Annotated in this window: 19 protein-coding genes; 10 read left to right on the forward strand and 9 right to left on the reverse strand. The window is 38.6% G+C overall.

Annotated elements, in window-relative coordinates; translation table 11 throughout:
- Positions 1–152: 152 nt before the first annotated feature.
- Positions 153–998, forward strand: coding sequence for an RNase RNM (gene rnm / locus PVK63_RS01695; protein ID WP_130086756.1), 846 nt, complete (start codon positions 153–155; stop codon positions 996–998).
- A 47-nt stretch (positions 999–1045) separates the two neighbouring features.
- Complete coding sequence (locus tag PVK63_RS01700; protein ID WP_130048615.1) at positions 1046–1666, forward strand: L-threonylcarbamoyladenylate synthase; 621 nt, start codon at positions 1046–1048, stop codon at positions 1664–1666.
- A 46-nt stretch (positions 1667–1712) separates the two neighbouring features.
- Here PVK63_RS01700 and PVK63_RS01705 read toward each other — a convergent pair whose 3' ends face one another.
- Positions 1713–4058, reverse strand: a complete 2346-nt coding sequence (locus PVK63_RS01705) for a hybrid sensor histidine kinase/response regulator (protein WP_274439819.1) — start codon at positions 4056–4058, stop codon at positions 1713–1715.
- Between the two features lie 110 nt (positions 4059–4168).
- Positions 4169–5383, reverse strand: coding sequence for an acyl-homoserine-lactone synthase (locus PVK63_RS01710; RefSeq protein ID WP_242511055.1), 1215 nt, complete (start codon positions 5381–5383; stop codon positions 4169–4171).
- 260 nt (positions 5384–5643) lie between these two features.
- On the opposite strand from PVK63_RS01710, the gene rluB reads away from it, so the two are divergent.
- Positions 5644–6732 carry a 23S rRNA pseudouridine(2605) synthase RluB gene (gene rluB / locus PVK63_RS01715; protein ID WP_130043390.1) on the forward strand — a complete coding sequence of 363 codons (1089 nt, stop codon included), beginning with the start codon at positions 5644–5646 and terminating at the stop codon, positions 6730–6732.
- 110 nt (positions 6733–6842) lie between these two features.
- On the opposite strand, the gene PVK63_RS01720 is transcribed toward rluB, so the two are convergent.
- Positions 6843–7583, reverse strand: a complete 741-nt coding sequence (locus PVK63_RS01720) for a YciK family oxidoreductase (RefSeq protein ID WP_130043447.1) — start codon at positions 7581–7583, stop codon at positions 6843–6845.
- 162 nt (positions 7584–7745) lie between these two features.
- On the opposite strand from PVK63_RS01720, the gene sohB reads away from it, so the two are divergent.
- Positions 7746–8807, forward strand: a complete 1062-nt coding sequence (gene sohB, locus PVK63_RS01725; protein WP_130086758.1) for a protease SohB — start codon at positions 7746–7748, stop codon at positions 8805–8807.
- Between the two features lie 70 nt (positions 8808–8877).
- Here sohB and PVK63_RS01730 read toward each other — a convergent pair whose 3' ends face one another.
- Positions 8878–9123 (reverse strand): YciN family protein, encoded by a 246-nt coding sequence (locus PVK63_RS01730; protein ID WP_130043392.1) that lies wholly within the window; start codon positions 9121–9123, stop codon positions 8878–8880.
- Positions 9124–9524: 401 nt separating this feature from the next.
- On the opposite strand from PVK63_RS01730, the gene topA reads away from it, so the two are divergent.
- The 4 genes from topA to PVK63_RS01750 all read left to right on the forward strand — a co-directional run bounded on the left by topA (position 9525) and on the right by PVK63_RS01750 (position 15589).
- The gene (gene topA / locus PVK63_RS01735; protein WP_130048618.1) at positions 9525–12167 is read left to right on the forward strand and encodes a type I DNA topoisomerase; all 2643 of its coding nucleotides are present in this window, start codon (positions 9525–9527) and stop codon (positions 12165–12167) included.
- 199 nt (positions 12168–12366) lie between these two features.
- Complete coding sequence (locus PVK63_RS01740) at positions 12367–13785, forward strand: SLC13 family permease (RefSeq protein WP_130086759.1); 1419 nt, start codon at positions 12367–12369, stop codon at positions 13783–13785.
- 3 nt (positions 13786–13788) lie between these two features.
- Complete coding sequence (locus tag PVK63_RS01745; RefSeq protein WP_130043395.1) at positions 13789–15129, forward strand: ATP-binding protein; 1341 nt, start codon at positions 13789–13791, stop codon at positions 15127–15129.
- Positions 15116–15589, forward strand: a complete 474-nt coding sequence (locus tag PVK63_RS01750) for a response regulator (RefSeq protein WP_130043396.1) — start codon at positions 15116–15118, stop codon at positions 15587–15589. The genes PVK63_RS01745 and PVK63_RS01750 overlap by 14 nt, the downstream gene beginning before the upstream one ends.
- A gap of 55 nt (positions 15590–15644) precedes the next feature.
- Here the strand turns inward: PVK63_RS01750 and PVK63_RS01755 are convergent, their stop codons facing one another.
- Positions 15645–16640 (reverse strand): 2-hydroxyacid dehydrogenase, encoded by a 996-nt coding sequence (locus PVK63_RS01755; protein ID WP_130043397.1) that lies wholly within the window; start codon positions 16638–16640, stop codon positions 15645–15647.
- A gap of 251 nt (positions 16641–16891) precedes the next feature.
- Between PVK63_RS01755 and PVK63_RS01760 the strand changes: the two genes are divergently transcribed.
- The gene (locus PVK63_RS01760; RefSeq protein ID WP_130086760.1) at positions 16892–18598 is read left to right on the forward strand and encodes a phospho-sugar mutase; all 1707 of its coding nucleotides are present in this window, start codon (positions 16892–16894) and stop codon (positions 18596–18598) included.
- 93 nt (positions 18599–18691) lie between these two features.
- Here PVK63_RS01760 and PVK63_RS01765 read toward each other — a convergent pair whose 3' ends face one another.
- Together PVK63_RS01765 and PVK63_RS01770 are read right to left on the reverse strand one after the other, a co-directional pair.
- Positions 18692–19330, reverse strand: coding sequence for a LysE family translocator (locus PVK63_RS01765; RefSeq protein ID WP_130043399.1), 639 nt, complete (start codon positions 19328–19330; stop codon positions 18692–18694).
- 193 nt (positions 19331–19523) lie between these two features.
- Positions 19524–20138, reverse strand: a complete 615-nt coding sequence (locus PVK63_RS01770; RefSeq protein WP_130086761.1) for a fumarylacetoacetate hydrolase family protein — start codon at positions 20136–20138, stop codon at positions 19524–19526.
- Between the two features lie 206 nt (positions 20139–20344).
- Here PVK63_RS01770 and PVK63_RS01775 point away from each other — a divergent pair, with 206 nt between their 5' ends.
- Complete coding sequence (locus tag PVK63_RS01775; RefSeq protein WP_130086869.1) at positions 20345–21175, forward strand: helix-turn-helix domain-containing protein; 831 nt, start codon at positions 20345–20347, stop codon at positions 21173–21175.
- A gap of 87 nt (positions 21176–21262) precedes the next feature.
- On the opposite strand, the gene PVK63_RS01780 is transcribed toward PVK63_RS01775, so the two are convergent.
- Together PVK63_RS01780 and PVK63_RS01785 are read right to left on the reverse strand one after the other, a co-directional pair.
- Positions 21263–22072 (reverse strand): GNAT family N-acetyltransferase, encoded by an 810-nt coding sequence (locus tag PVK63_RS01780; RefSeq protein WP_130086762.1) that lies wholly within the window; start codon positions 22070–22072, stop codon positions 21263–21265.
- 238 nt (positions 22073–22310) lie between these two features.
- Positions 22311–23567 (reverse strand): adenylosuccinate synthetase, encoded by a 1257-nt coding sequence (locus PVK63_RS01785; RefSeq protein ID WP_130048630.1) that lies wholly within the window; start codon positions 23565–23567, stop codon positions 22311–22313.
- Positions 23568–23689 lie beyond the last annotated feature (122 nt).

Genomic DNA, 23689 nt, shown 5'->3' on the forward strand with positions numbered 1-23689 from the left:
GTCATCACGCTAGTTTTTAAGAATGCTTGTTGTTTGCTAAGCTGTGACATAAAGTACCTACTATTAAAACAAAGACCAATATTAAATTTGGTGAGAAAACGTTTAACTGCGTACTAGTAAACTAGTGCGAGAGGTAAAAGTCAAGAATTATTATGAAAATAGACCTACATAGTCACACAACAGCGTCAGATGGACGCATGTCTCCTGCTGAATTAGTAGAAAGAGCGGTTACTTTTGATGTGAAAGTACTTGCTATTACTGATCATGATACCGTTGCAGGATTAGCTGAAGCGCATCAAACGATTAAAGAAAAAGCATTACCAGTGCATTTAATTGATGGTATTGAAATTTCAACATTATGGAGCAACAAGGATATTCATGTTGTTGGCCTTAATATTGATGTAAATCACCCTGAATTAATTGCATTGATAGAAGAACAAGCGCAACGTAGAGATGCTCGCGCTCGAAAAATGGCAGAACGTCTTGAAAAAGCGGGTTATGTCGGGGCGTTAGAAGGCGCAATGGCACTGGCTGATGGAGGCTCACTAACCCGAGCTCATTTTGGCAAGTGGTTAGTTGACCAAGGCCATGCGAAAACGATGCAAGCGGTATTCAAAAAGTTCTTAACACGCAATAACATAGGCTATGTTCCACCAGAATGGTGTTCAATCGAAGAAGCCGTTAAGGTCATTCATAACACGGGAGGAACAGCTGTACTTGCTCATCCTGGTCGTTATAAGTTGACCGCAAAATGGGTGAAGCGATTATTAGCTGCATTTGTTGAAGCAAAAGGGGATGCAATGGAAGTTGCCCTACCTCAACAAGGTGTTCAAGAGCGTCGAGTTCTTGCCGATTATGCAATTCAATATGAACTAGCGGCATCACAAGGGTCTGATTTTCATTATCCGTCGCCTTGGACAGAATTAGGAAGAAATTTATGGCTACCTGAAGGGGTAGTTCCAGTATGGCAAGAATGGGATTTACCAACGTTTGAGTAGGGCTTAATCCTTAAATAATAACAACGACCTGCTCGTCAGGAGGAATAATGAGCCAATTTTTTTACGTACATCCAGAAAACCCACAAGCACGCTTAATTAGTCAAGCGGTTGCCATCATTAGAGATGGTGGTGTCGTTATTTATCCAACCGACTCGGGTTATGCTTTAGGTTGTCAGCTTGAGAATAAACAAGCATTAGAGCGTATTTGCCAGATCCGTCGTTTGGATGATAAGCACAACTTTACATTGTTATGTCGAGATCTGTCAGAGTTATCAATCTATGCACGTGTCGACAATAGTATTTTCCGATTACTGAAGAACAATACACCGGGGGCTTATACCTTTATCTTTAAAGGGACTAAGGAAGTTCCACGTCGTCTTATGAATCCAAAGCGTAAAACAATAGGTATGCGTGTACCAGATAATAAGATCGCTCTTGATTTGTTAGAAGCATTAGGTGAACCGCTAATGTCGACAACATTGATTTTACCAGGTAATGACATGGCAGAGTCAGATCCAGAAGCGATCCGAGATCAGCTTGAGCACGCCGTGGACTTAATTATGAATGGTGGTTATTTAGGTGAACAGCCAACAACCGTGGTTGATTTTAGTGACGATGAAATCAATGTGGTTCGTATTGGCGCTGGTGATCCAAGCCCATTTCAATAATTAAAAAGACAAGTAAGTATAAATAGCCAGCATTGACTGGCTATTTTTATATCCATTTTTCAAGCATTTGTAATAGTTGAGGCTTGGAGATTGGCTTAGTTAAGTATGCATCCATTACTGCTGTTATTTTAAGTATTTCTTCATGGCCTGATTCACCAGTAAGCGCAATGATAGGAAGCAATGGATGACCTGCTTTAATTTGCGCAGCAGCCTCCGCTCCATTCATTACTGGCATACGTGAATCCATAAAAATCAGATCTATGTGCCTTTCGTTAACTATTTTAAGTGCTTCAGCCCCATTTTCAGCTTGGACAATGACAAGATTATCATTCGTAATAAATGTTTGAATTAACATTCTTTGTACTTTTTTATCATCAACAATAAGAACTGTTTTTTTCGAACTATTATTTCTAATCTTAGCTATGCCGAAGGATTCTTGTTGTATTGCTGTTGGTTCAATAGTGATTGCTTGATGATCTGTATTTATTTTAGGAAAACTAAGAACAAACTCAGTAAACTCACCTTGTTTTGAGTAACATGCAATATTGCCTTTAAAGGAGTGCATCACTCGTAAACAGTAAGAGAGGCCTAGACCTGTGCCTCCTTGTTTATTATGAGTGAAAAAATCATCAAAGATATTTGGTAGAATATTTGAATTAATACCAGGACCTGTATCTCTGAATATCAAAGAATTGGTTGTATTTCCTTTTACTAATTGTATTGATATAGAGCAATTAGGGTCTTCAAAGTAATGAATGGCATTACGTAATAAATTAAATAAGATAAATCCGAATAAGGTATCATTAACATTAATAAGAAAGTCATCATTGAGATCTAAATGTATTCGCTTTTTAATATCTTCAGATTCAAAAGAATATTCATAAATAAACTGCTTTGTTAACACTGAAATAGAATAAGTTTTAAAGAGAGATTGATTAATATCAACACCTTTACTCTCGTTAAGAATAATATCAATTAACTGTGAACCGCGTTGAATAGCTAATTTTCCCTGTTCTAATTCTTTACTAATGCCATTTTTATCTGATTGAAGTCCAATACGTTCAAAGTGATACATTAACTGTGACAGTGGATTCCTCATTTCGTGAGCAATAGAGTTTGCAAGTGCTTGAGACTGGCGCACTTTACGCTCACTTTCAATATAACCTTGAACTTTAGTCAATACCCATTGAAGCGCTGAAATTTCTTCATTTGAAAATGTTGATCCATTCCGTTTTTTTGCCGAAACAAGCAAGTGTGAAATCAGCTTGTTTTTCCCAAAAATAGGAAGAATTAAGGCTGTTTTATGAGAGTCCATCTCTTTTTGAACTTGATGCAACTCAGAATGGTTAGAGTCTGGAGCGTAATGGATTTGATAATCTAATTCATCTTTGACTAAGGCTGAATTAGACTGTTCTAAATGAGGAATAAAGATATTGTAGTTGGTATTCTTTCCAACCAAGAGTAGGTCATCTCGTGGTGTATCGAGCAATAAAGCCAACTTAGTAATTGCGTGCTGACTTGAGTATTTAAATTCATCAGCTAATTCATATATTTTATCAACAGGTGTTTTTTTATCTTTATATATCATAAGGCTAGCAATGCCTTTTGATTTTAAAAGGGTTTTATTCCAAAATATACCAGTAAAAATAATGAAAATAATACTGATAGGAAAATCTGCTCCTGAGTTGGCGTTGTGAAAATATAAGAATGGGACTAAAAAGATGACTAAATTCATCACATAAGAAGAGAGCCAGAATGAGATATAGCGAAAGCTGTATAAGCGATGATAAAGCAATGTATAGCCAATTAAGACGGCTTCAGTCACAGATAATGCTGGTGGAACCCAAGCGAATGAAAAGTCCTGCCATATTATAGGGATAATAATTTGAGAGATGATGGTTGAAGACATAAAGACTAATATACCAAATAACAAGTAGATGGATTTCTCTTTATTGAGTTTGAGTTTACTTTTTCTTAGCTTTGTAAAATTATAAATGATGATACCTATAAATACGAAAGCATTTAGGAAAAACAATGTAGCAAATGGACCAAAATGAATAGTGAATATCCCTTTATCAACAACCGTAATACCGGTTACTGTCAAATTTGGTATTAAGTTGATAATTAGAGCAAAAGTGGTTTCGATAAAGAAAAGTATAATCTGCCAAACTTTTAGTTTTTTGTCTTCAGAACTGAGTCGACAAGAGAATAGGAAAGCGAAGCCAAAAGCGAAATAAGAACTTAAATTAGCAATAATTGCCATATTTACAGAAGTCTGCTCACTGAATCTAAGCAATAAATCGGATTGGAAGTAGTAGTTAGTTAAAATCCAAATAACTATAAAAATAGAATATGCAATATAAGGATGGTAAATCTTTGGGTCTACTTCCATCCGATCTTTAAATAAAGACCGGATGAAAAAAGCCACCCATAATAAGACAAATACGGCGATGAATAACAACAAGTTATCTTTAGGGGGGCTAATTAGCATTTATAGTAAACTCATCGTTGTTTTAATTCTCTTCTTTTTTCGATTATTTTAGCATTGTATTCTCTAAAATTATATCGATTGAAAGCGCTACTTGCATTTTTTGTAAAGCAAATTCCTTTATGTGTCACTAAACCGGACTGATTGATATCTTGGTTACCAGTAAAAACGAAAGGTACGTCATCGTTTTCAATACAAGCCATAGATTGGTAGAAAAGTACCATTGCAGGTTGCTCTATAATTGAAAAAATTAATGTTCTTTTCGAATGAAAAAGAGCCATTGCTAATCCTTTCTGTGCAAGATACATATGGTAATTCATTTTAGGTTTTGCTCCATTGACGGTAAAGCGAATTACACCGCAGACAGTTGATTTTTCTACTATAGAAGAAAAAATTTCGTTTTCTAGCTCTGAACAAGTTAATTGTTCTAAAGTTTGATCTTGTTGGGTAGATGAAGAGGCCATATTGGGAAATAATTGTGCAACTATATGTATATTTTGTGTTTTTTCCCATTTGTCAGATTGAAAAAAATTATCGAAAAATAACCAGTTGACTTTGTCATGATAAGGTTCAATTAGTGCAGATGAAATGATAGTAGGGTAGGGATTATCATTATCAAATTGGTACAGAATAAAGTGCTCTCCTTTTGATGAAATATCTAGAATACTAAGCATTTCATACCATTTATGTTGCTTGATGAATGTCGCAATATTGATGAGGACAATGGCATCTGAAAGTAATAACGGTTGTTCACAAAAGTCGGTATAGAAAACGCGTTTATCTAGCGCTATATCAGTAACAATCTCATAGTGATAGTTATCATTTATTTTTTTTGATGTGTAAGTTTTGTTTGGTGTATTGAGATAATGCTGATTGATAGCCATTGAGCTTTGAATGGTGCGAAATATTTCTAACTCCGTCCAGAAAGATAATAAACAACCAAAAAGTCGATGAGCGATTTGCTCAATAAGAAAGTAATCTTCAGGAAGAATTGGACTTGCTTGTTTTCCAATAATATTTTTAGCTGTTTGGGTTGAAAATATATCCGCTAGGTTACCAATATTTGAGCCATGCAGTTGGTTTAGAATCGTAGTCTTTCTATTTTCTATTATCTCTTTTAAAAGTGTTGGTTTTCCTGTTTTGTTGCAGTGAGAGTTAACAAGTTTGATAAACTGATCTTGCAGGTTTTTTTTGTGTAATCGAATCAGTGGATTCAGCAGGTAGAGCATCAAAAAAACGAATTAACTTTTCCATTTGGATTTCCTTTTAGTATGAATGAATGCTGTTTTAAACACAGCAGTTTTAATCATACGGAAAAACACTTCATGGTATAAAATTTTGTTTAATTTTTTACTATTCATCACAACCTTATTGTATAATCATCACCCATAGAATTCTAAAATGATTGAGAAATACTATCTGAACTTGGTAGGTTCTTGATTAATAAAAGTTAATTGACGCCTGTGAAGGCGACATCATAAGGTAAAAAATGAGCGAAAAATTACAGAAAGTATTAGCACGAGCAGGTCTTGGTTCTCGTCGTGAATTAGAAACGATGATTCAGTCTAATCGTGTTAGTGTTGATGGTCAGATAGCAAAGCTAGGTGATCGCCTAGAAAATGTCGATGCAAAAATTCGTATTGATGGCCATGTTGTATCAGTAAAAGAGTCTACTGATGTGATTTGTCGTGTGCTTGCTTACCATAAACCAGAAGGTGAGCTATGTACTCGTCATGACCCAGAAGGTCGTCGTACTGTTTTTGATCGCCTACCAAAAATTAAAGACTCACGTTGGGTATCTGTTGGTCGTCTTGATGCCAATACTGCAGGTCTATTGTTGTTCACCACTGATGGTGAGTTAGCAAACCGTCTTATGCACCCGAGTCGTAAAGTTGAACGTGAATACATGTGTCGTGTATTTGGTGAAGTTAACGACAAGATGGTTAAAAACCTAGTTTCTGGTGTAAAACTGGAAGATGGTGAAGCACGTTTCGAAGACGTTATGTATGCTGGCGGTGAAGGTATGAACCATACTTTCTATGTAGTAATTAACGAAGGTCGTAACCGTGAGGTTCGTCGCCTATGGGATTCTCAAGGTGTAACGGTTAGCCGCCTAAAGCGTGTTCGCTATGGTGATATCTTCTTAGAAAAAGCACTGCCTCGTGGTGGTTGGATGGAACTTGAACTGAAGGAAGTAAATTACCTTCGTGAAATGGTTGAACTTCCACATGAAAAAGAAAGCCTATTGGATGTAGATAAAGAATCTCGTAAGCGCGCGAAGTCTAAATCTCAAAAAATCCGTCGTGCAGTGAAGCGTCATGATGAACGTACCGTTGAAGATCGTAATACTTCTGGTGGTCGCCGTGGTCGTAATAATAAAAAGCCAGTAGGTAGCTCATTACCGCGCAATTCAAATAGTGACGCTAAACCAACAGGTAAGCCAACAAGTAAACCAAGTGGTAAACCAACAGGCAAACCAAGCGGTAAGGGTAAGAAGCCAGCAGCGGGTTCTAAGCCTGTGAGAAGTAAATTTTCACCAAATGGTAAAGCACCTAAATCAGCACCAAGACAGCGTTAAGTTGAATTGATGAGTTGATTTAGAAAACAGACAAATAAAAAGGGTTGAAGCCACATGGTTTCAACCCTTTTTTTATTTTGCTTGGTGTTACTTATTTATACTAATAATAACTATTTTGGTTGTGCATCAATACACTGACCATTTACGTTAATACTTTCAGGTGCCATTAAATAGACATATAACGGCATTAAATCTTTTGGTGTTTTAAGTAAGCTAATGTCTTCAGCTGGAAAGGCTTGAGCACGCATACGTGTATGAGTTCCACCGGGATTAATTGCGTTTACTTTAACCTGAGTGCCTTCCATTTCATGTGCTAATGTTTGCATCATGCCCTCAGTAGCAAATTTTGAGATAGCATAAGCTCCCCAAAAAGCACGACCTTGGTGACCTACAGTAGAGGTGGTGAAGATAATTCGAGCATCATCAGATTGTTGTAAAACAGGCAGTAGTGCTTGAGTCATTAAGAATTGCGCTTTAACGTTAATTTGCATGACTTCGTCGAAAATCGCTTCTTCAAATTGCTCGAATGGACTCAACATACCAAGTAAACCTGCGTTATGCAGTAAGCCGTCGAGTTTACCAAATTGACTTTGAATGGTTTCAGCCATATCGATATAATTCTGCTTTGTTGCGCCTTTTAAATCTAAAGGCACAATCGCTGGCGTTGGATAACCTGCCGCTTCAATTTCATCATAGACCGCTTCTAATTTTGCAACGGTACGCCCCAAAAGGATAACCGTAGCACCATGTTGAGCATAATGTAATGCTGCTTGTTTACCAATGCCATCCCCTGCACCAGTTATGAGAATTGTTTTGTTTTTTAATGCGTCAGCAGAAACCTGATAGTCCACTCTGTAATCCTTGTATTTCAACATTCATCCTAAGTCCTTCTGTTCTTTTTTGCGATTTATAGCCGTAAAAATAGACATTTAGTACGAATTTCTATCATTAGATGAATTAACTTTGGGTTAAGTTAGGTACAATACACGAAACATACTTAAGAGGGTATTACATTGGAATTTTTGTTTGATTACGGTCTCTTTTTAGCAAAGATAGCAACAGTGGTTGTTTCTATTATCGCCATTTTGATTGCCGCTAAAGCTGTGGGTGGTAACTCTTCAGCATCAAAAGGTGAGTTAGAAGTTACGAATTTGACTGAACAATATAAGTCAACGATTGAAGAACTAGAACACCATCTATTTGATGATGCTGAGTTAAAAGCACGCGCAAAAGCAGAGAAAAAAACTGCAAAAGAAGCCGAAAAAGCAAAACAAAAGGCAGTGAAACAGGCTACAAAATCTGGAGATTTAGAGCTAAAACGCGATGCTCGTTTATTCGTTTTAGATTTTAAAGGCAGTATCGATGCAAAAGAAGTCGCTGGGCTTCGTGAAGAAGTATCAGCTATTTTAGCGGTTGCAGCAGAAGGTGATGAAGTCCTTGTTCGTCTTGAGAGTGGAGGTGGTATGGTTCATGGATATGGACTGGCTTCATCTCAGCTTGATCGTTTACGTGATGCGAATATCAAACTAACGATTTCTGTTGATAAAGTAGCAGCTTCTGGTGGCTACATGATGGCGTGTATCGGTGAGAAAATTATCGCAGCACCATTTGCAATTGTTGGCTCAATTGGCGTGGTTGCGCAATTACCAAACTTTAGTAAGTTATTGAAAAAGAACGATATTGAATTTGAGCAGCTGACAGCAGGTGAATACAAACGAACGCTAACTATGTTTGGTGAAAACAGCGATAAAGCACGTGAAAAATTTCAATTAGAGTTGGAAGAAACACACGTATTATTTAAAGATTTCATTCACGAACATCGCGCTGATTTGGATCTTGAAAAAGTAGCAACAGGTGAGCATTGGTTTGGTAAACAAGCGCTAGAGTTAGGCTTAATTGATGCGATTCAAACATCCGACGATTACTTAACAAAAGCGTGTAAGGATCGTGAAGTATTAGCGATTCATTACGTACAGAAGAAAAAGCTAGGCGCTAAAATTGCAGGTATCGCTGGTCAATCAGCAGAGAATGTATTTATGCGTTTAATCAGTAAAGGACAACGTCCAATTCTTTAATTGCACGGATCTTTTTTAATATAAAAAAGGCTGAATTATTCAGCCTTTTTTTGTTTGTAATTAGCAAAAATTACTTAACGCTAAATTCTTTTGATAATTGGTGAGCAAGGTATTTAAACATATTAAATACAGCGGTGGTTTTTTCTGTTGGTAGGCCTTGATCGGATAAAAAGTACTCGCCTTTGAATACTAATACTTCATCTTTTTCTTCTACACTAGTTGCTCGCATACCTTCAACGTAGTTCTCGTGATCTTGAATGATTTGGTTGGCGATTAACAGTAAATCAGCCTCAGAAATGGATTTTTTATCGCTCATATCTCACTCATTTTTTGCTATATAAAAGAGGGATTTTAAGCATAACGGTTGGAAAATACAATTGATGTAAATCATGGCTAGTAAAATAAAAATTCAGTGAAGATTGACAATTTTATTGTGAGCAAGTGCAAGATATTTAACTCACCTTTTGAGCTATGGACGTGTAAATGATAATAGAGTCGGCCTAATTAAAAAGGGAGTTTGATGGTAGGGTGTGTCTAAATTACATCTAATTAACAACTGTCCAAACTACGACCATTCAGTAACGAATGTAAAAAAAGTGGTTGACGTAGTGCCATCCTCCCTCAATAGTAATATATAGATAAAGTTTAATTTATAGCTGTTGATATCGTTATTTTGAGCAGCATTGTATTTCAGCACGAGGACGTTAGTGAGACATTATGGGTAAATCTCTAGTTATCGTGGAGTCACCAGCCAAAGCAAAAACAATAAATAAATACCTTGGCAAAGACTTCATCGTAAAATCCAGTGTAGGTCACGTACGTGATTTACCTATGGGCTCAACGAGCACAGGTAAAAAAGCGGCTGCGGCATCGACTAAAGGCTTAAGTGTTGAAGAAAAAGCACGCATTAAAAAAGAAAGAGATAAAAAAAATCTAATCAATAAAATGGGAATTGACCCATACAATGATTGGGCAGCTAACTATCAAATTCTTCCAGGTAAAGAAAAAGTAGTTGCTGAATTACAAAAATTAGCGGAAAGCGCAGATACTATTTATCTCGCAACCGATTTGGACCGTGAAGGGGAAGCTATTGCGTGGCACCTTCGCGAGATCATCGGTGGTGATGATTCACGCTTTAAACGTGTGGTTTTTAATGAAATCACTAAAAATGCAATTCAGCAGGCTTTTGAAACTCCAGGTGAGTTGAGTATGCCAGGTGTAAATGCACAGCAAGCACGTCGTTTCTTAGATCGTGTGGTTGGTTTCATGGCTTCTCCATTGTTGTGGAAAAAAGTGGCTCGTGGTTTATCTGCTGGTCGTGTTCAATCAGTTGCTGTGAAGGTATTGGTTGAGCGTGAGCGTGAAATCAATGCATTTATTCCTGAAGAGTTCTGGGATATTCATGCGGATACGTTAACTGCGGATAAAGAAAACTTCCGCCTACAAGTTGCACAACGTAATGGTTCTGCCTTCAAACCGTTAAATCAAGCGGATACGCTTGCAGCGGTTAGTATTCTTGAAAAAGCAGAATATGAAGTGTGTAAACGTGAAGATCGCCCAACAAAAAGTAAGCCATCAGCACCGTATATCACATCAACATTGCAACAAGCAGCAAGTACACGTCTAGGTTATGGTGTGAAAAAGACCATGATGTTAGCTCAGCGCCTCTATGAGGGCGGTTACATCACTTATATGCGTACTGACTCAACTAACTTAAGTAAAGAGGCTGTAGAGGCGTTACGTGAGTTCATTGGTTCTGAGTATGGCGACAGCTATTTGCCTTCAGCACCGATTTTTTACGGTAGCAAAGAAGGCGCACAAGAAGCTCACGAAGCGATTCGTCCTTCAAGTGTTGATGTGAAAGTTGATGACCTACAAGGTATGGAAGCGGACGCTCACAAACTTTATAACCTAATTTGGAATCAATTTGTTGCTTGTCAAATGACACCTGCGCAATACGATTCAACCACATTGAGCGTAAAAGCCGATGAATTCACCTTAAAAGCAAAAGGACGTATCCTTAAGTTTGATGGTTGGACTCGCGTACAACGTCCAATGGGGAAAAATGAAGATCAGCTATTACCAGCGGTTCAACTTGGCGATAAGCTAAAGCTAGAACAGCTTGATCCAAAACAACACTTTACTAAGCCACCAGCGCGTTTCACAGAAGCTGCATTGGTTAAAGAACTTGAGAAAAAAGGCATTGGTCGTCCATCGACTTACGCATCAATCATCTCAACCATTCAAGACCGTGGTTATGTTCGTGTTGAAAGTCGCCGTTTCTATGCAGAGAAAATGGGTGAAATCGTTACAGACCGTCTAAATCAATCGTTTGATGATTTAATGGATTACGATTTTACGGCTCGTATGGAAGGCAACTTAGATAAAATTGCTGAAGGTGATAAAGATTGGAAAGACGTACTTAACGCTTTCTTCCAAGACTTTACTGATGATATTGCCAAAGCGGAGCTTGATGAATCTGAAGGTGGCATGTCACCAAATAATATCGTAGAAACCGATATTAAATGTCCAACATGTGGCCGTAATATGGGTATTCGTACTGCATCAACTGGGGTATTCCTTGGTTGTTCGGGTTACGCATTACCACCAAAAGAACGTTGTAAAACAACGATTAACTTAGGCAGTGAAGAGGGCATTGTTAATGTTCTTGAAGAAGACGTAGAAACCGCAGCATTACGAGCGAAGAAACGTTGTCCTAAGTGTGAAACAGCGATGGATCCTTATCTAATTGATCAAGATCGTAAGCTTCATGTTTGTGGTAATAACCCGAACTGTGAAGGTTACATTATTGAGAAAGGTGAGTTCCAACTTAAAGGTTATGATGGTCCAATTGTCGAATGTGACAAATGTGGTTCAGACATGGAACTTAAGAACGGCCGCTTTGGTAAATATATGGATTGTACGAGTGAAACGTGTAAAAACACACGTAAAATCCTAAGAAATGGTGAAGTTGCGCCACCAAAAGAAGATCCTGTACACCTTCCTGAATTGGAATGTGAAAAATCAGACGCGTACTTTGTGTTACGTGATGGCGCATCAGGTTTATTCTTAGCAGCAAGTACGTTCCCTAAATCACGTGAAACTCGTGCACCATTAGTGGAAGAGCTTGTTCGCTTTAAAGAGCGTCTGTCTCCTAAGTTCTTGTACTTAACAGAAGCACCGACGCACGATCCAGATGGTAAGCCAGCAGTGATTCGTTTCAGTCGTAAAACGAAAGAGAACTATGTTCGTACTGAAAGTGATGGCAAGCCATCAGGTTGGACTGGTTTATACATCGACGGCAAGTGGGCAATTACGGATAAGCGTAAAAAACCAAAAGCCGAGAAAGAAGATAAATAATCTTTTTTTGAAAATAGCTAACTAAAAGTTAAAAAGGAGTCTCAGACATGGGGCTCCTTTTTTTATGTGATTAAATCATAACTCTTCATATTTTTAATTATTTTACTATATTCATTGATCTAACTCGGTATACCGAACAGTAACTAAGACCATAATAAAGACAATATATTTTTACTGTTCTATGGAAGTCGGTAGCGTTATGCGTCAATACATGAAGTATTTAATCCCAACAGTTATTCCTTTAATTATTTTATTACTCCCTTTGTCCGCTTTTCCTTTTGAAGGAATGACAATAATTCAGCAGCGTGTGATTGCTATCTTTTTATTGGCAGCACTGTGTTGGGTATTTGAGCCAATTCCAATTTACGCAACCTCAGTAGTCATTATTGTTCTCGAACTATTAATGGTTTCTGATAAAGGTTTTATCTTATTTAAGATGAATCAAGATGCACCTCATTTTGGAGAGTTGCTAAATTACAGTGATATTATGGCAACCTTTGCCAGTCCGATAATTATGCTGTTCTTAGGTGGTTTTTTCCTAGCAATGGCGGCAACGAAATATCGATTGGATGTCAACTTAGCCAGAGTATTGTTAAAACCATTTGGAACCAACCCTAAGTTTGTCATGCTTGGCTTAATGTTGATTACGGGAATTTTCTCCATGTTTATGTCGAATACGGCAACAACGGCGATGATGCTATCGATCTTAACGCCTGTTATTGCCGTATTTGGTCCGAAAGATCCAGGCCGAGTTGCGTTTGCTTTGTGTATTCCTATTGCGGCGAACATTGGTGGTATTGGAACCCCGATTGGAACCCCACCAAATGCCATTGCCTTGAAATATCTTGTTGGAGACAACCTAATCACATTCGGTGAGTGGATGGCATTTGGTGTGCCATTTGTCATCGTGATGATGGCGCTTGCTTGGTTCTTAATTACCTACTTATACCCAGCAAAACAAACCACAATGAATTTAGATATCAAAGGGAAGTTCTTAAAAACACCAAAAGCGATCATGGTGTACATCACATTCGCAGGTACGATCCTTTTATGGCTAATGGGATCAAGTCATGGCATGAACTCATATACTGTTGCGCTAATTCCAGTTGCGGTTTTCTCTCTGACGGGGATCATCAACAAAGAAGATCTTAAGAAAATATCATGGGATGTGCTGTGGTTAGTTTCAGGTGGTATTGCTCTTGGTTTAGCGTTAGATAAAACAGGCTTGGCTAAGTTAGTGGTTCACAGTATTCCTTTTGATGCTTATTCTCCTTATGTGGTTTTATTTGGTGCTGCATTCTTATGTTTAGTCATGGCAAACTTCATGTCTCATACAGCAACGGCGAACTTATTGATGCCGATCATGGCAGCGTTAGGTACTTCAATGACGTCATTGACCCCATTAGGTGGTGAGCTAACCTTAATACTGATAGTTACATTTGCCGCTTCTCTAGGTATGTCATTACCAATCAGTACACCACCAAATGCATTGGCGCATGCAACCGGTAATGTAGAAAGTAATCAAATGGCAAAAACAGGTGTGATATTGGGCGTCGTTGGTGTGTTATTAAGTTTTGTAATGGTATGGATCCTTCATACTGTGGGCCATATTGGATAGCCTATGAATCAAGAAAAATTACAACGTTTGATTGATGCCTATTTTAGTCAAGAAGAGCGAAGAATTGTTATTCCTGCGGGTGAAACGATCTTAGAGCAGGGTGCAGACAATGACCGTCTATACTATGTTTGCTCTGGTGAGTTAGAAGGGTTCTATCAAGAAGAAGAGAGTGAAAGCCAAGTTATGGTATTTAGTGCCTCTGAAGGCGCATTCATAGGCGTTCATAGTTTCTTTTCTGAAACCTTAATTGCTTCATCAACCGTAGTGAGTAAAACAGAAAGTGAACTTGGGTGGATAGATACAAAGACCACGGCAGTTGAGCTAGAGCGCTATGGACCACTTACCGCGCAGTTTACGCCTATTATTGTTAATGAGCTTTCTCGTCGTCAGCGCAGAGCCATGCAAGAGTCGATAGAGAAAGAAAAAGCGCTACAAAAACTCTACTCTGCAGAGCAAATGACCACACTTGGTCAATTGGCTGCGGGTATTGCTCATGAGCTTAATAATGCGGTTGGAGTCTTAAGCAGTAAAACAGAGCGTCTGCAGTCTATCATTTTAGAGTTACTAGAAGAGATACACCCAGAAGCGAGTAGTTTTGTTGATCAAGGTTTGATGAATGGTCAAAACATTAGCTCATCAGAAGTTCGCACAAGAGGGCGTGAAATAGAAGAACGTTATGGTCTTGAAAGAGATCTCGCGCGTGAATTAGCTCGTGCGGTGCCTAGTGGTGAGTTATCAACGTACTGGTTAAGCGCTCCTGAAAAAGCCATACGCTATTGGAATATCGGTCGAGATCTTCATGACATGAGGTTAGCGGCAAGGCATTCTGTTGGTATTGTTCGCTCGGTGAAACAACTAGGCAGAACAGATATAGATACCGATGAAATCCTTGATGTGAATGACAGCATTAATAAAGCGCTCGTCTTATTACAGAGTGATTTGAGACGCGTCTCTGTCCATATGAGCCCAGCAGCAATGCCGATGGTAAAAGCATCAGCCACTGAGTTAGTTCAGGTGTGGGCTAATGTGATTAAAAATGCCAGCGATGCAATGGAGAAAATACAATCACCAGAAATTGAAATATCGACGCGAGTATCAGACCGATTTGTTTTAGTGACGATTGCGAATAATGGTCCTGAAATAGATGAAGTGACTCGACGTAAAATATTCCAACCGAATTTTACCACCAAAAAGGGCGGACTTTCTTTTGGTTTAGGGCTCGGTCTAGCCATCGTAAAACGAATCATAACAGGATACGGTGGTTCAATTGCAGTAAAGAGCAATCAAGAGAAAACCATTTTTAGAATTAAATTGCCAGTCGAGGACGGTCATGGAAAAACTTAATCTGATTTGTGTAGACGATCAAAGGGAAGTGCTGAGTGCCGTTTTGCAAGATCTTGCACCACTTAAATCATGGATTAATATCGAGGAATGTGAATCTGCGGATGAAGCATTAGACTTGATGGATGAGCTAGACAGTGAAGGAGGATATATCGCTTTAGTATTATCCGATCACGTAATGCCAGGAAAAAATGGTGTTGAATTATTGACTGATGTTTCCCACGATTATCGCTTTTTAAGAACAAAAAAAGTTCTGTTAACAGGGCAAGCAACTCATCAAGATACAATTATCGCTATTAATCGAGCGCGTATTGAAAGTTATATTGAAAAACCATGGAACGGGGACGAGCTAAGAGTGTTAGTTACTCGTTTAGTGACGGAATATATTTTTGATAAAGGGTTGGAATATACTGACTATCAAGAACATTTAGATCAACAAGTTGTTCTTAGCCGATTAAGATAGTACCAAATTAAAACGCCTTACATAAGCAAACTATGTAAGGCGCTTTTATAGGTTACTACGCTTGAATTAATTCGTTACCGGAGTGCTCACCTTTTGAAAAGGCATCAATACTACCTAGTGTTGTTGCAGCTATATTGTCTAATGCTTCTTCAGTTAAGAAGGCTTGGTGGCCTGTGAAAAGTACATTATGGCAAGCAGATAAACGACGGAAAACATCATCGGTAATAATGTCGTTTGATTTATCTTGGAAGAAAAGCTCTTTCTCGTGATCATAAACGTCTAATCCTAACGCGCCGATTTTTCCTGCTTTTAAGGCTTCGATAGCGTTGGCTGAGTTTAATAACCCACCACGACTGGTATTAATGATCATTACGCCATCTTTCATTTTTTCAAATGAATCTGTGTCTAATAAGTGCGTGTTTTCAGGCGTTAATGGACAATGCAGTGTTATTACATCTGATTTCGCAAAAATCTCATCAAGGGTAGTGTATCTCACTCCTAAATCTATCGCTACTTGGCTTGGGTATGGGTCATAGCACAAGATTTCCATTCCTAATCCTTTAAGAATTCGCATTGTTGCGAGCCCAATTTTACCCGAGCCAATAACACCAACCGTCTTACCAAAGAAATTGAAACCTGTTAACCCTTCTAGAGAGAAGTTGGCATCACGAGTTCGTTGATATGCTTTATGGAAACGACGGTTTAAGCACATCATCATTCCGACAGCATGTTCGGCGATGGCTTCTGGTGAGTAAGCGGGCACTCGAACCACTTGGAGACCGAGTTCTTTTGCCGCATCAAGGTCTACACGGTCAAATCCCGCACAACGCATCGCGATTAATTTGGTGCCTTGATTCGCAAGTTTAGTGAGGACTGGCGCAGATAAATCATCATTAACGAATGCACAAACCACATCGGCACCATCTGCAATTGGGGCTGTACTTTCAGTGAGTTGGAAGTTGAAATATTGACATTCGAATTGGTAATTTTGATTGATACTATTGAAAGAAACTTCATCATAAGATTTAGTACTGAACATTGCGATTTTCATATAATATCCTTACAAATAAACAGGTTATAATAATGCTAACTCTTTCCACTTTACCACTTCTTTAACTAAAAATAAGATAAAACTCATGAATAAAATGTTTTAATGCTTATGGTATTAAGAGTATTTACGTATCAGAACTATAATTTGTTCATAGTTAACTATTATTTTCCTGAGTTTAGCGATTGCGCTCATGTAATTGATAATAGATATCATCTAGACTTAATGAATATTCAGTAATGAGGTTTTTTATTATGATGCAGAAAATAACAAATTGGTTGAGTAGAGATCCAGAACCAAGAACTCGAGAAGAACTTCAGTACCTTGTCGATATCGGAAACATGGCAGAACTAAAAGATCGCTTTTCTTCTCGACTTCAATTTGGTACCGCTGGATTACGAGGAATGGTAGGAGCAGGACCTAACCGAATGAATCGGCTGGTAATTCAAGAAACAGCCACAGGATTAGGTCATTATTTAATAGACAACATCACGAATGCTAGCGAAAGAGGTGTTGTTATTGGTTATGACGGTCGTACTGATTCTCAACAATTCGCTCATGATACCGCTAGCGTTTTAACGGCTTTAGGGATTAAAGTTTTTTTAACAACCAAAGTTGCGGCAACCCCTATTGTGGCTTATGGGATCAAGAAGTTTAATGCAGCCGGAGCCGTCGTGGTTACCGCAAGCCACAACCCACCAGAATATAATGGTTTTAAAGTGTATTGGGAGAATGGGGCGCAGATTATTCCGCCGCATGATTCAGGTATTGCCAATGAGATCGATATTGCAGCCACAAAGCCTATTCCACTGATGTCATTGAGTGATGCTGAGGCTCGAGGGCTTTTAGTGTGGTTAGATGACGAATACTATCAATGTTATCGTAATGCAATGAACAGCAATCCGCTGCTTTCAAACCATACTAACCCATCAGCAATTTCAATTGCTTATACAGCGATGCATGGTGTGGGTGCCGATATGGCAGAAACCTTATTGCGTGATGCAGGCTTTAATCATGTGGTGAGCGTGGCAGAACAAAGAGAACCAGATGGCACTTTCCCAACGGTAAATTTCCCTAACCCTGAAGAAAAAGGGGCTATGGATATGGTTATCGCGTTAGCTGATTCAGTACAGGCAGAGCTTGCATGCGCTAATGATCCTGATGCAGACCGTTTTGCACTTGCTGCACGAAAAGATGACGGTAGCTATCAAATGCTCACAGGTGATCAGGTAGGTATTCTATTTGGGCATTATCTGTTGAAACATACAGAACCAAGTAAGCAGCTTGTTGGTAATACCATTGTTTCGTCCACGCTATTGAAAAAGATTGCTGAATCGAAAGGGGCCGAGTATTTCCAAACCCTAACAGGCTTCAAATGGCTAACTAATGTTGCGATGCAAAAGCAAAGTGAAGAGAAACAATTTCTTTTTGCTTATGAAGAAGCACTTGGGTATACCATTGGCAGTGAAGTGTGGGATAAAGATGGTTTATCTGCTTTAGTTGCTTTTGCTCAATTAGCGGCAGAACTTTCAACACAAGGTAAGAGCGTTTGGGATGAGTTGGAATTAATTTATCGCACCCATGGATTGTATATAAATTCACAGCGCAGTATCGCTTTAGCACCAAATTCTCCACCGGTTGGCGATAAGCTAAGAGCGAATCCACCAAAGCAAATTGCTGGAGTGAATATTGCGGTTACTGAAGATTTAAAAGCGTCATTGAGATATCTCTCAGATGGCACGACAGAATCAATCGATTTACCAGCCAGTGATGTTGTGATTTATCATTTAGAAGACGGCTCTCGTATTATTGTTCGCCCATCAGGTACTGAGCCAAAACTGAAGTGTTATTACGAAGTGGTGGCAGCGATTGCACCAACAGATGAATACTCGGTTATTCAAACTAAAGCCAATGAAGCGATGGATTATTTAATTGAAGAGCATCAAAAGAGCCTAGTTTAAAAGTCAGAAGATCAAGAAACTAAGCTTTTAAAAAGTAGGATAGAAATAAAAACGGTGAGCTCAATGCTTACCGTTTTTATATTTTGAATTGAATTAAAGTGCAGTAACAAAAGAACTTAACATCCACAATGCAAGAATGATAAAAATCCCGCCCATGAATTTATGCTGATACGTTCTGAATTTCACGTTATTGATTAGCGACTTTCCAAGTGTTCCCACTAACGCTACCAAGATTAAGTTAAACAATAAACCAAGAACGTTAAGCAATAAGCCAAGCACCAACATTTGCTCACCAGAGCTTGCAGCAATATTGGTAGAAACAAATTGTGGTAAAAACATCACAAAGAAGACTAACGCTTTAGGGTTCAATAAATTACTGACTAAAGCACGTTGGTAAAACGTAGTTGCCATTGTCGAACCTTGTTGTAATTCTGGTGCTTCATCCGCTTCTGCTCGAATACAATCCCAACCCATTTTTAATAAGTAGGCACCACCAACGAGATGTAATGCTTTTAAGGCAATAGGGCTCATCGCAATCAGTGCAGATACGCCTAAAGCAGCAAGCAAGGTTAAAATAATACCTGAGGTCGCATTACCTAAGCTGGCAAATAAACCGACTTTACGGCCGTAACTCATGCTTGAACTAGCAATCAACAGCATATCAGGGCCTGGTAATAAAAGTAGGGCGATAACAGCGGTTAAGTAAACCGGAAGAATAGTAATATCAATCATTATTTTATTTTGAATTATAAATCAGGAGGCGGATTTTATAGTAGTGAGATCTACTTTTCCATTTTTAAAGTGCCATTATAGAATAAATAATCAGCATATTAAAAAATAATGATAATTTTGTTGCTAATTGGTTTTCAATGCGACTTTTATGTTTGTAAATTGATAAAATTACCACGGTAACTTGTCATTTCGCTTATCTTGCAACCCACTCAGCTTCAATCAGTGTTTTTCCATCGAGTTTTAAGCGACTAAGAAAAATATCACCCATGTGAATTTCACCAACGCCTTGAGGTGTACCAGTCATGATGACATCACCATCATACAATTGAGTATAGGATTTTAAATCAGCAAGGATAGTTTCTGGAGAGTAAATCATTTGGCTAACTTGACCACATTGGACTCTCATACTGTTAATAAAGAGCTCAATTTGAAGTTGATTAATGTCTATACCATCAAGAGGGATGAAACGACTAAATACCGCTGAGCCATCAAAGGCTTTTGCTCGCTCCCAAGGAAGTCCTTTGCTTTTTAGCTCAGACTGTAAATCTCGTTTGGTTAAATCAAAACCGATTGCAACGGCAGATAGCTGTTCTTTTTCAATCAAAAAACAGATCTCTACTTCATAATGTAAACGCTCTTGATGGAAAGAAGATAGGGTTGAAGTGATGCATGAATTGGGTTTATTAAACACCACCATTTGCTCAGGGATCGTATTATTTAACTCATTAATATGGGCAACGTAATTACGGCCAATACATAATAATTTAGATGGAGTAATTAATTTTTCTCCAAAACGAACCGAATTCATTTTCCTATCCTTGGTTTTTAAATATGCAATGCAGAGTGTACCTGAACTCCTCTTTTTTCAATCGTACTCTGTTGAGTTTTTAGTCAAAAATCAGATCTCTAGCTCAACTACGAACAGGATCATATAGATAATTATGGTGATCTGTTGTGCTGTTAATGAGATAAGTCAGTTAGAATGGTTATTTCTTTCTCTTTACGGTATTAATGATGATCAATTGGATTCACCCCCCTAAAAATTCGGATGTGGCTAAACTGATCGATTGTTATTGGTTTTTAGAAAGACCTGAAGAGACAGACAGTAACCCATTTCCCAAATTAAACCCTGAGCCTGCAGGGCATTTGATCATTTCGGCTTCAGAGCAACCCTATCATTATGATATTGCATCTGATCGATTAAAGGGAAAAGGGTCACATTGGCTATACCCATACAGCAAGACATTACAGATGGATCACTCGCATGGCTTTGCGATCATCGGGGTTAAATTTCATGTTGGTGCGTTGTACTTATTAAACCAAGAACCACAACAATCAGTAGCAGATACTATTGTTTCAGCAGATTTGAATCTGTTATTTGGAACTGAAGGGATAAATGAAATAGATCTGATTGAGCTAGCCAAACAAGATCGTCAGAGGCTTTGTACTAAGTTAGATGAGATATTGTTACCGTGGTTATCTAAAGTAGAAGAAGATAAACATTATCAACTGACAACAAAAGCGCTACCTCTATTAGCGAAAGCGCCCATTGCTCAATTAGGGGAGTTATTGCATTGCTCACAAAGAACGTTAGAGCGAAGTTTTGTTCGAGTTACTGGGTTTACTTTAAAACAATGCCAGTCAATGAATCGATTGGAAGCGTTAATTACGTATCTGTATCAGCGAGAAGAAACCGATATTGATTGGTTAACGGTTGCTTACGAGTTTGGTTTTAGTGATCAGCCACATTTGATCCGTTATTTGAAAAGTACTTTGGGAGTCACCCCTGGGGAGTACGCAAAGCAACGAGATCTTACGATTGATATATATGGTGGAATTGAATAACCAATAACCATTATAGTAAGAATATAAAGCTAATGACTCAAAGAATAAGCCACTAGCTTTAGTGTTTAAGTTGATATGTTGCTGAGTTTAAAAATCAAACTGAACAATGCGATGTGAAGAAGTAAGACCAGCACGAGTAATGGCTTTCTGCGAGGCAATATTCGTTTTCTCAGTTGAACACATAGCGGTTAGCCCTTTACTGTTTGCTAAAGCAATCAAATAAGTGAGTACTTGAGTTGCAATGCCTTGACCGCGTTCAGATTCAGCAACAACCATTCCCAAATCAGCATGCTCTGTTTGATGTTCGTCAAACAAGCGACATTCACCAGCAGCCAGTAACTTATTCTTCTTCCAGTAACCAAATAACTCTTGGCGACTAATTAGGTTTGCATAATATCCAGTAACCCACTCTTCCGGTGCACCTATGTTTGCTTTTGCAAATTCAACAAACTCGGCTAGCTGTTCACCCGTTGTTGCTGCCATTGGTAAGTCAGTCTTTTGCTTTACGTTTTTTTCGATTTGTTGATACATCAGCGTATTTACCTGGGTTTTCGCCGCATGATCAAGACATAATGATAAATAATGCGTTTCTGCAGTACTAGAAAATGCGCCAATCACAGCACCAATAAGTTCGTTTTTTTTATTGATAATAGAAGTGAAAATATCATCAGCAAGAGCTTGATTTGGTTGGTTTACGTAAAACTGAAGTAGGTAGCCATCGCTATTTATACAACAAAATCCAATCAACTCTGCATCTTTATAAAAACCAAAATGGTCTGCCATTGGCACAAATCCGCATAACCACATACCATCTAGTGGCGCTGTAGCTTGCTTAACGTATTCTTTTTTTAGTGTGCTTAATTCTTCTAGTTGTTCAATTTTTATAATGTTAATCATTTTTTTGCCTATAACTCGATAGGTGAGACAGCGAATTAGGCTATCGTTACCTGTTTATTATGTTGAATTATTTCTTGCTAGGGATTGTAGGCAAAAGTAAAAAAGGAAGATTGAATAAAAGCGACAATTTGATCAAAAAACCGCACCACCTAAAATTCTCACAAAATAGGGCAGTGCGGTTTTAATTTTTGATTCTACACATCAGCCATTGAGGTGGATGTATATAATGATATTCAGATTAACGAATGATCATTTGCTCACGTTCAGGACCAACAGACACCATACTTACTGGCACGCCCATTAGTTCTTCAATACGTAATACATACGCTTGAGCCGCTTTTGGTAGGCTTTCAAAAGTACGACACCCTGTGATGTCTTCTTGCCATGCTTGCATGTTTTCGTAAACAGGGCTTAATGCTGATGTTTGAGGCCAGATTGGGTTCTCAGTGTGTTCGCCAGCGTAAGACGTACAGATTTTAAGATCCGCCATGCCACTTAAGCAGTCAATTTTTGTTAGTGCGATTTCAGTTGCTGCTTGTAATTCAACACCGTTGCGCGTTGCTACTGCATCAAAGTAGCCCATATCACGTGGACGACCTGTTACTGCGCCATATTCATTAGCTGCTTCACGGAAGTTATCTTGCTCTTCCATGGCAGTAACTAGCGTACCTGTACCAACAGATGAGCTGAATGATTTCGCTACAGCGATAATACGCTCAGGGCGTAATGCAGGTAAGCCACTGCCGATACCCGCATAAGCCGCTGTTACGTTTGAAGAGGTAGTCCATGGGTATTCACCGTAAACTAAATCACGACCAGCACCGAGTTGTGCTTCAAACAATAAGTTTGCATCGTTCTTCTGCATTACTTTTAAAGGCTCAGTTACGTTACAGATGAATTTACGCCAAGGTGCAGTTACTTCTAGTAGCCATTCTGTCATTTCTTCCGCTGTTTGGTTGAAATCACAAGTAGGGTAAAGTGCTTTAAGTTGTGGCATTTTCCAATCAAGCATGAACTTGATACGTTCTAGAAGAACCTCAGGTTGCATTAACCAACCAACAAGGATGCCTTTTTTCATTACACGGTCGCCGTATGCAGGAGCAATACCTTGACGAGTTGAACCGTAAGCACCGTCGCCTAAACGTAATTCTTCAAGTGTATCTTCAAGTGCATGAATAGGAAGGCAAAGCGTAGCACGGTCAGATATGTGCATTTTTACTTCAATACCAGCCGCTTTAACTTCTGCGATTTCTTCGCTTAATGCCGCAGGGCTAATTACCATGCCAGGGCCAAGAACCGCTGTACAGTCTGGGTTAAAGATACCGCTTGGAAGTTGGTGTAGCTTAAAGGTACCGAAGTCATTTACCACTGTATGACCGGCGTTATTACCGCCCTGAAAACGAATACTTGCAGACGCATCCGCAGCAAGAAAATCAACGATACGGCCTTTACCTTCATCGCCCCAATTAGCACCAACAACAACAATAGACGGCATAACACAAACTCCTAAATGATTAAGAGGCTATGTTAAGTGTAGATTTGCAATATGAGAAATTAATTATAATTATCGACTTGATAAGAAATCCATATATCATATTGAGTGAAATGTATTCAAAA

Source organism: Aliivibrio sp. S2TY2, assembly GCF_028765525.1.
In the GTDB taxonomy this organism is placed as follows: domain Bacteria; phylum Pseudomonadota; class Gammaproteobacteria; order Enterobacterales; family Vibrionaceae; genus Aliivibrio; species Aliivibrio finisterrensis_A.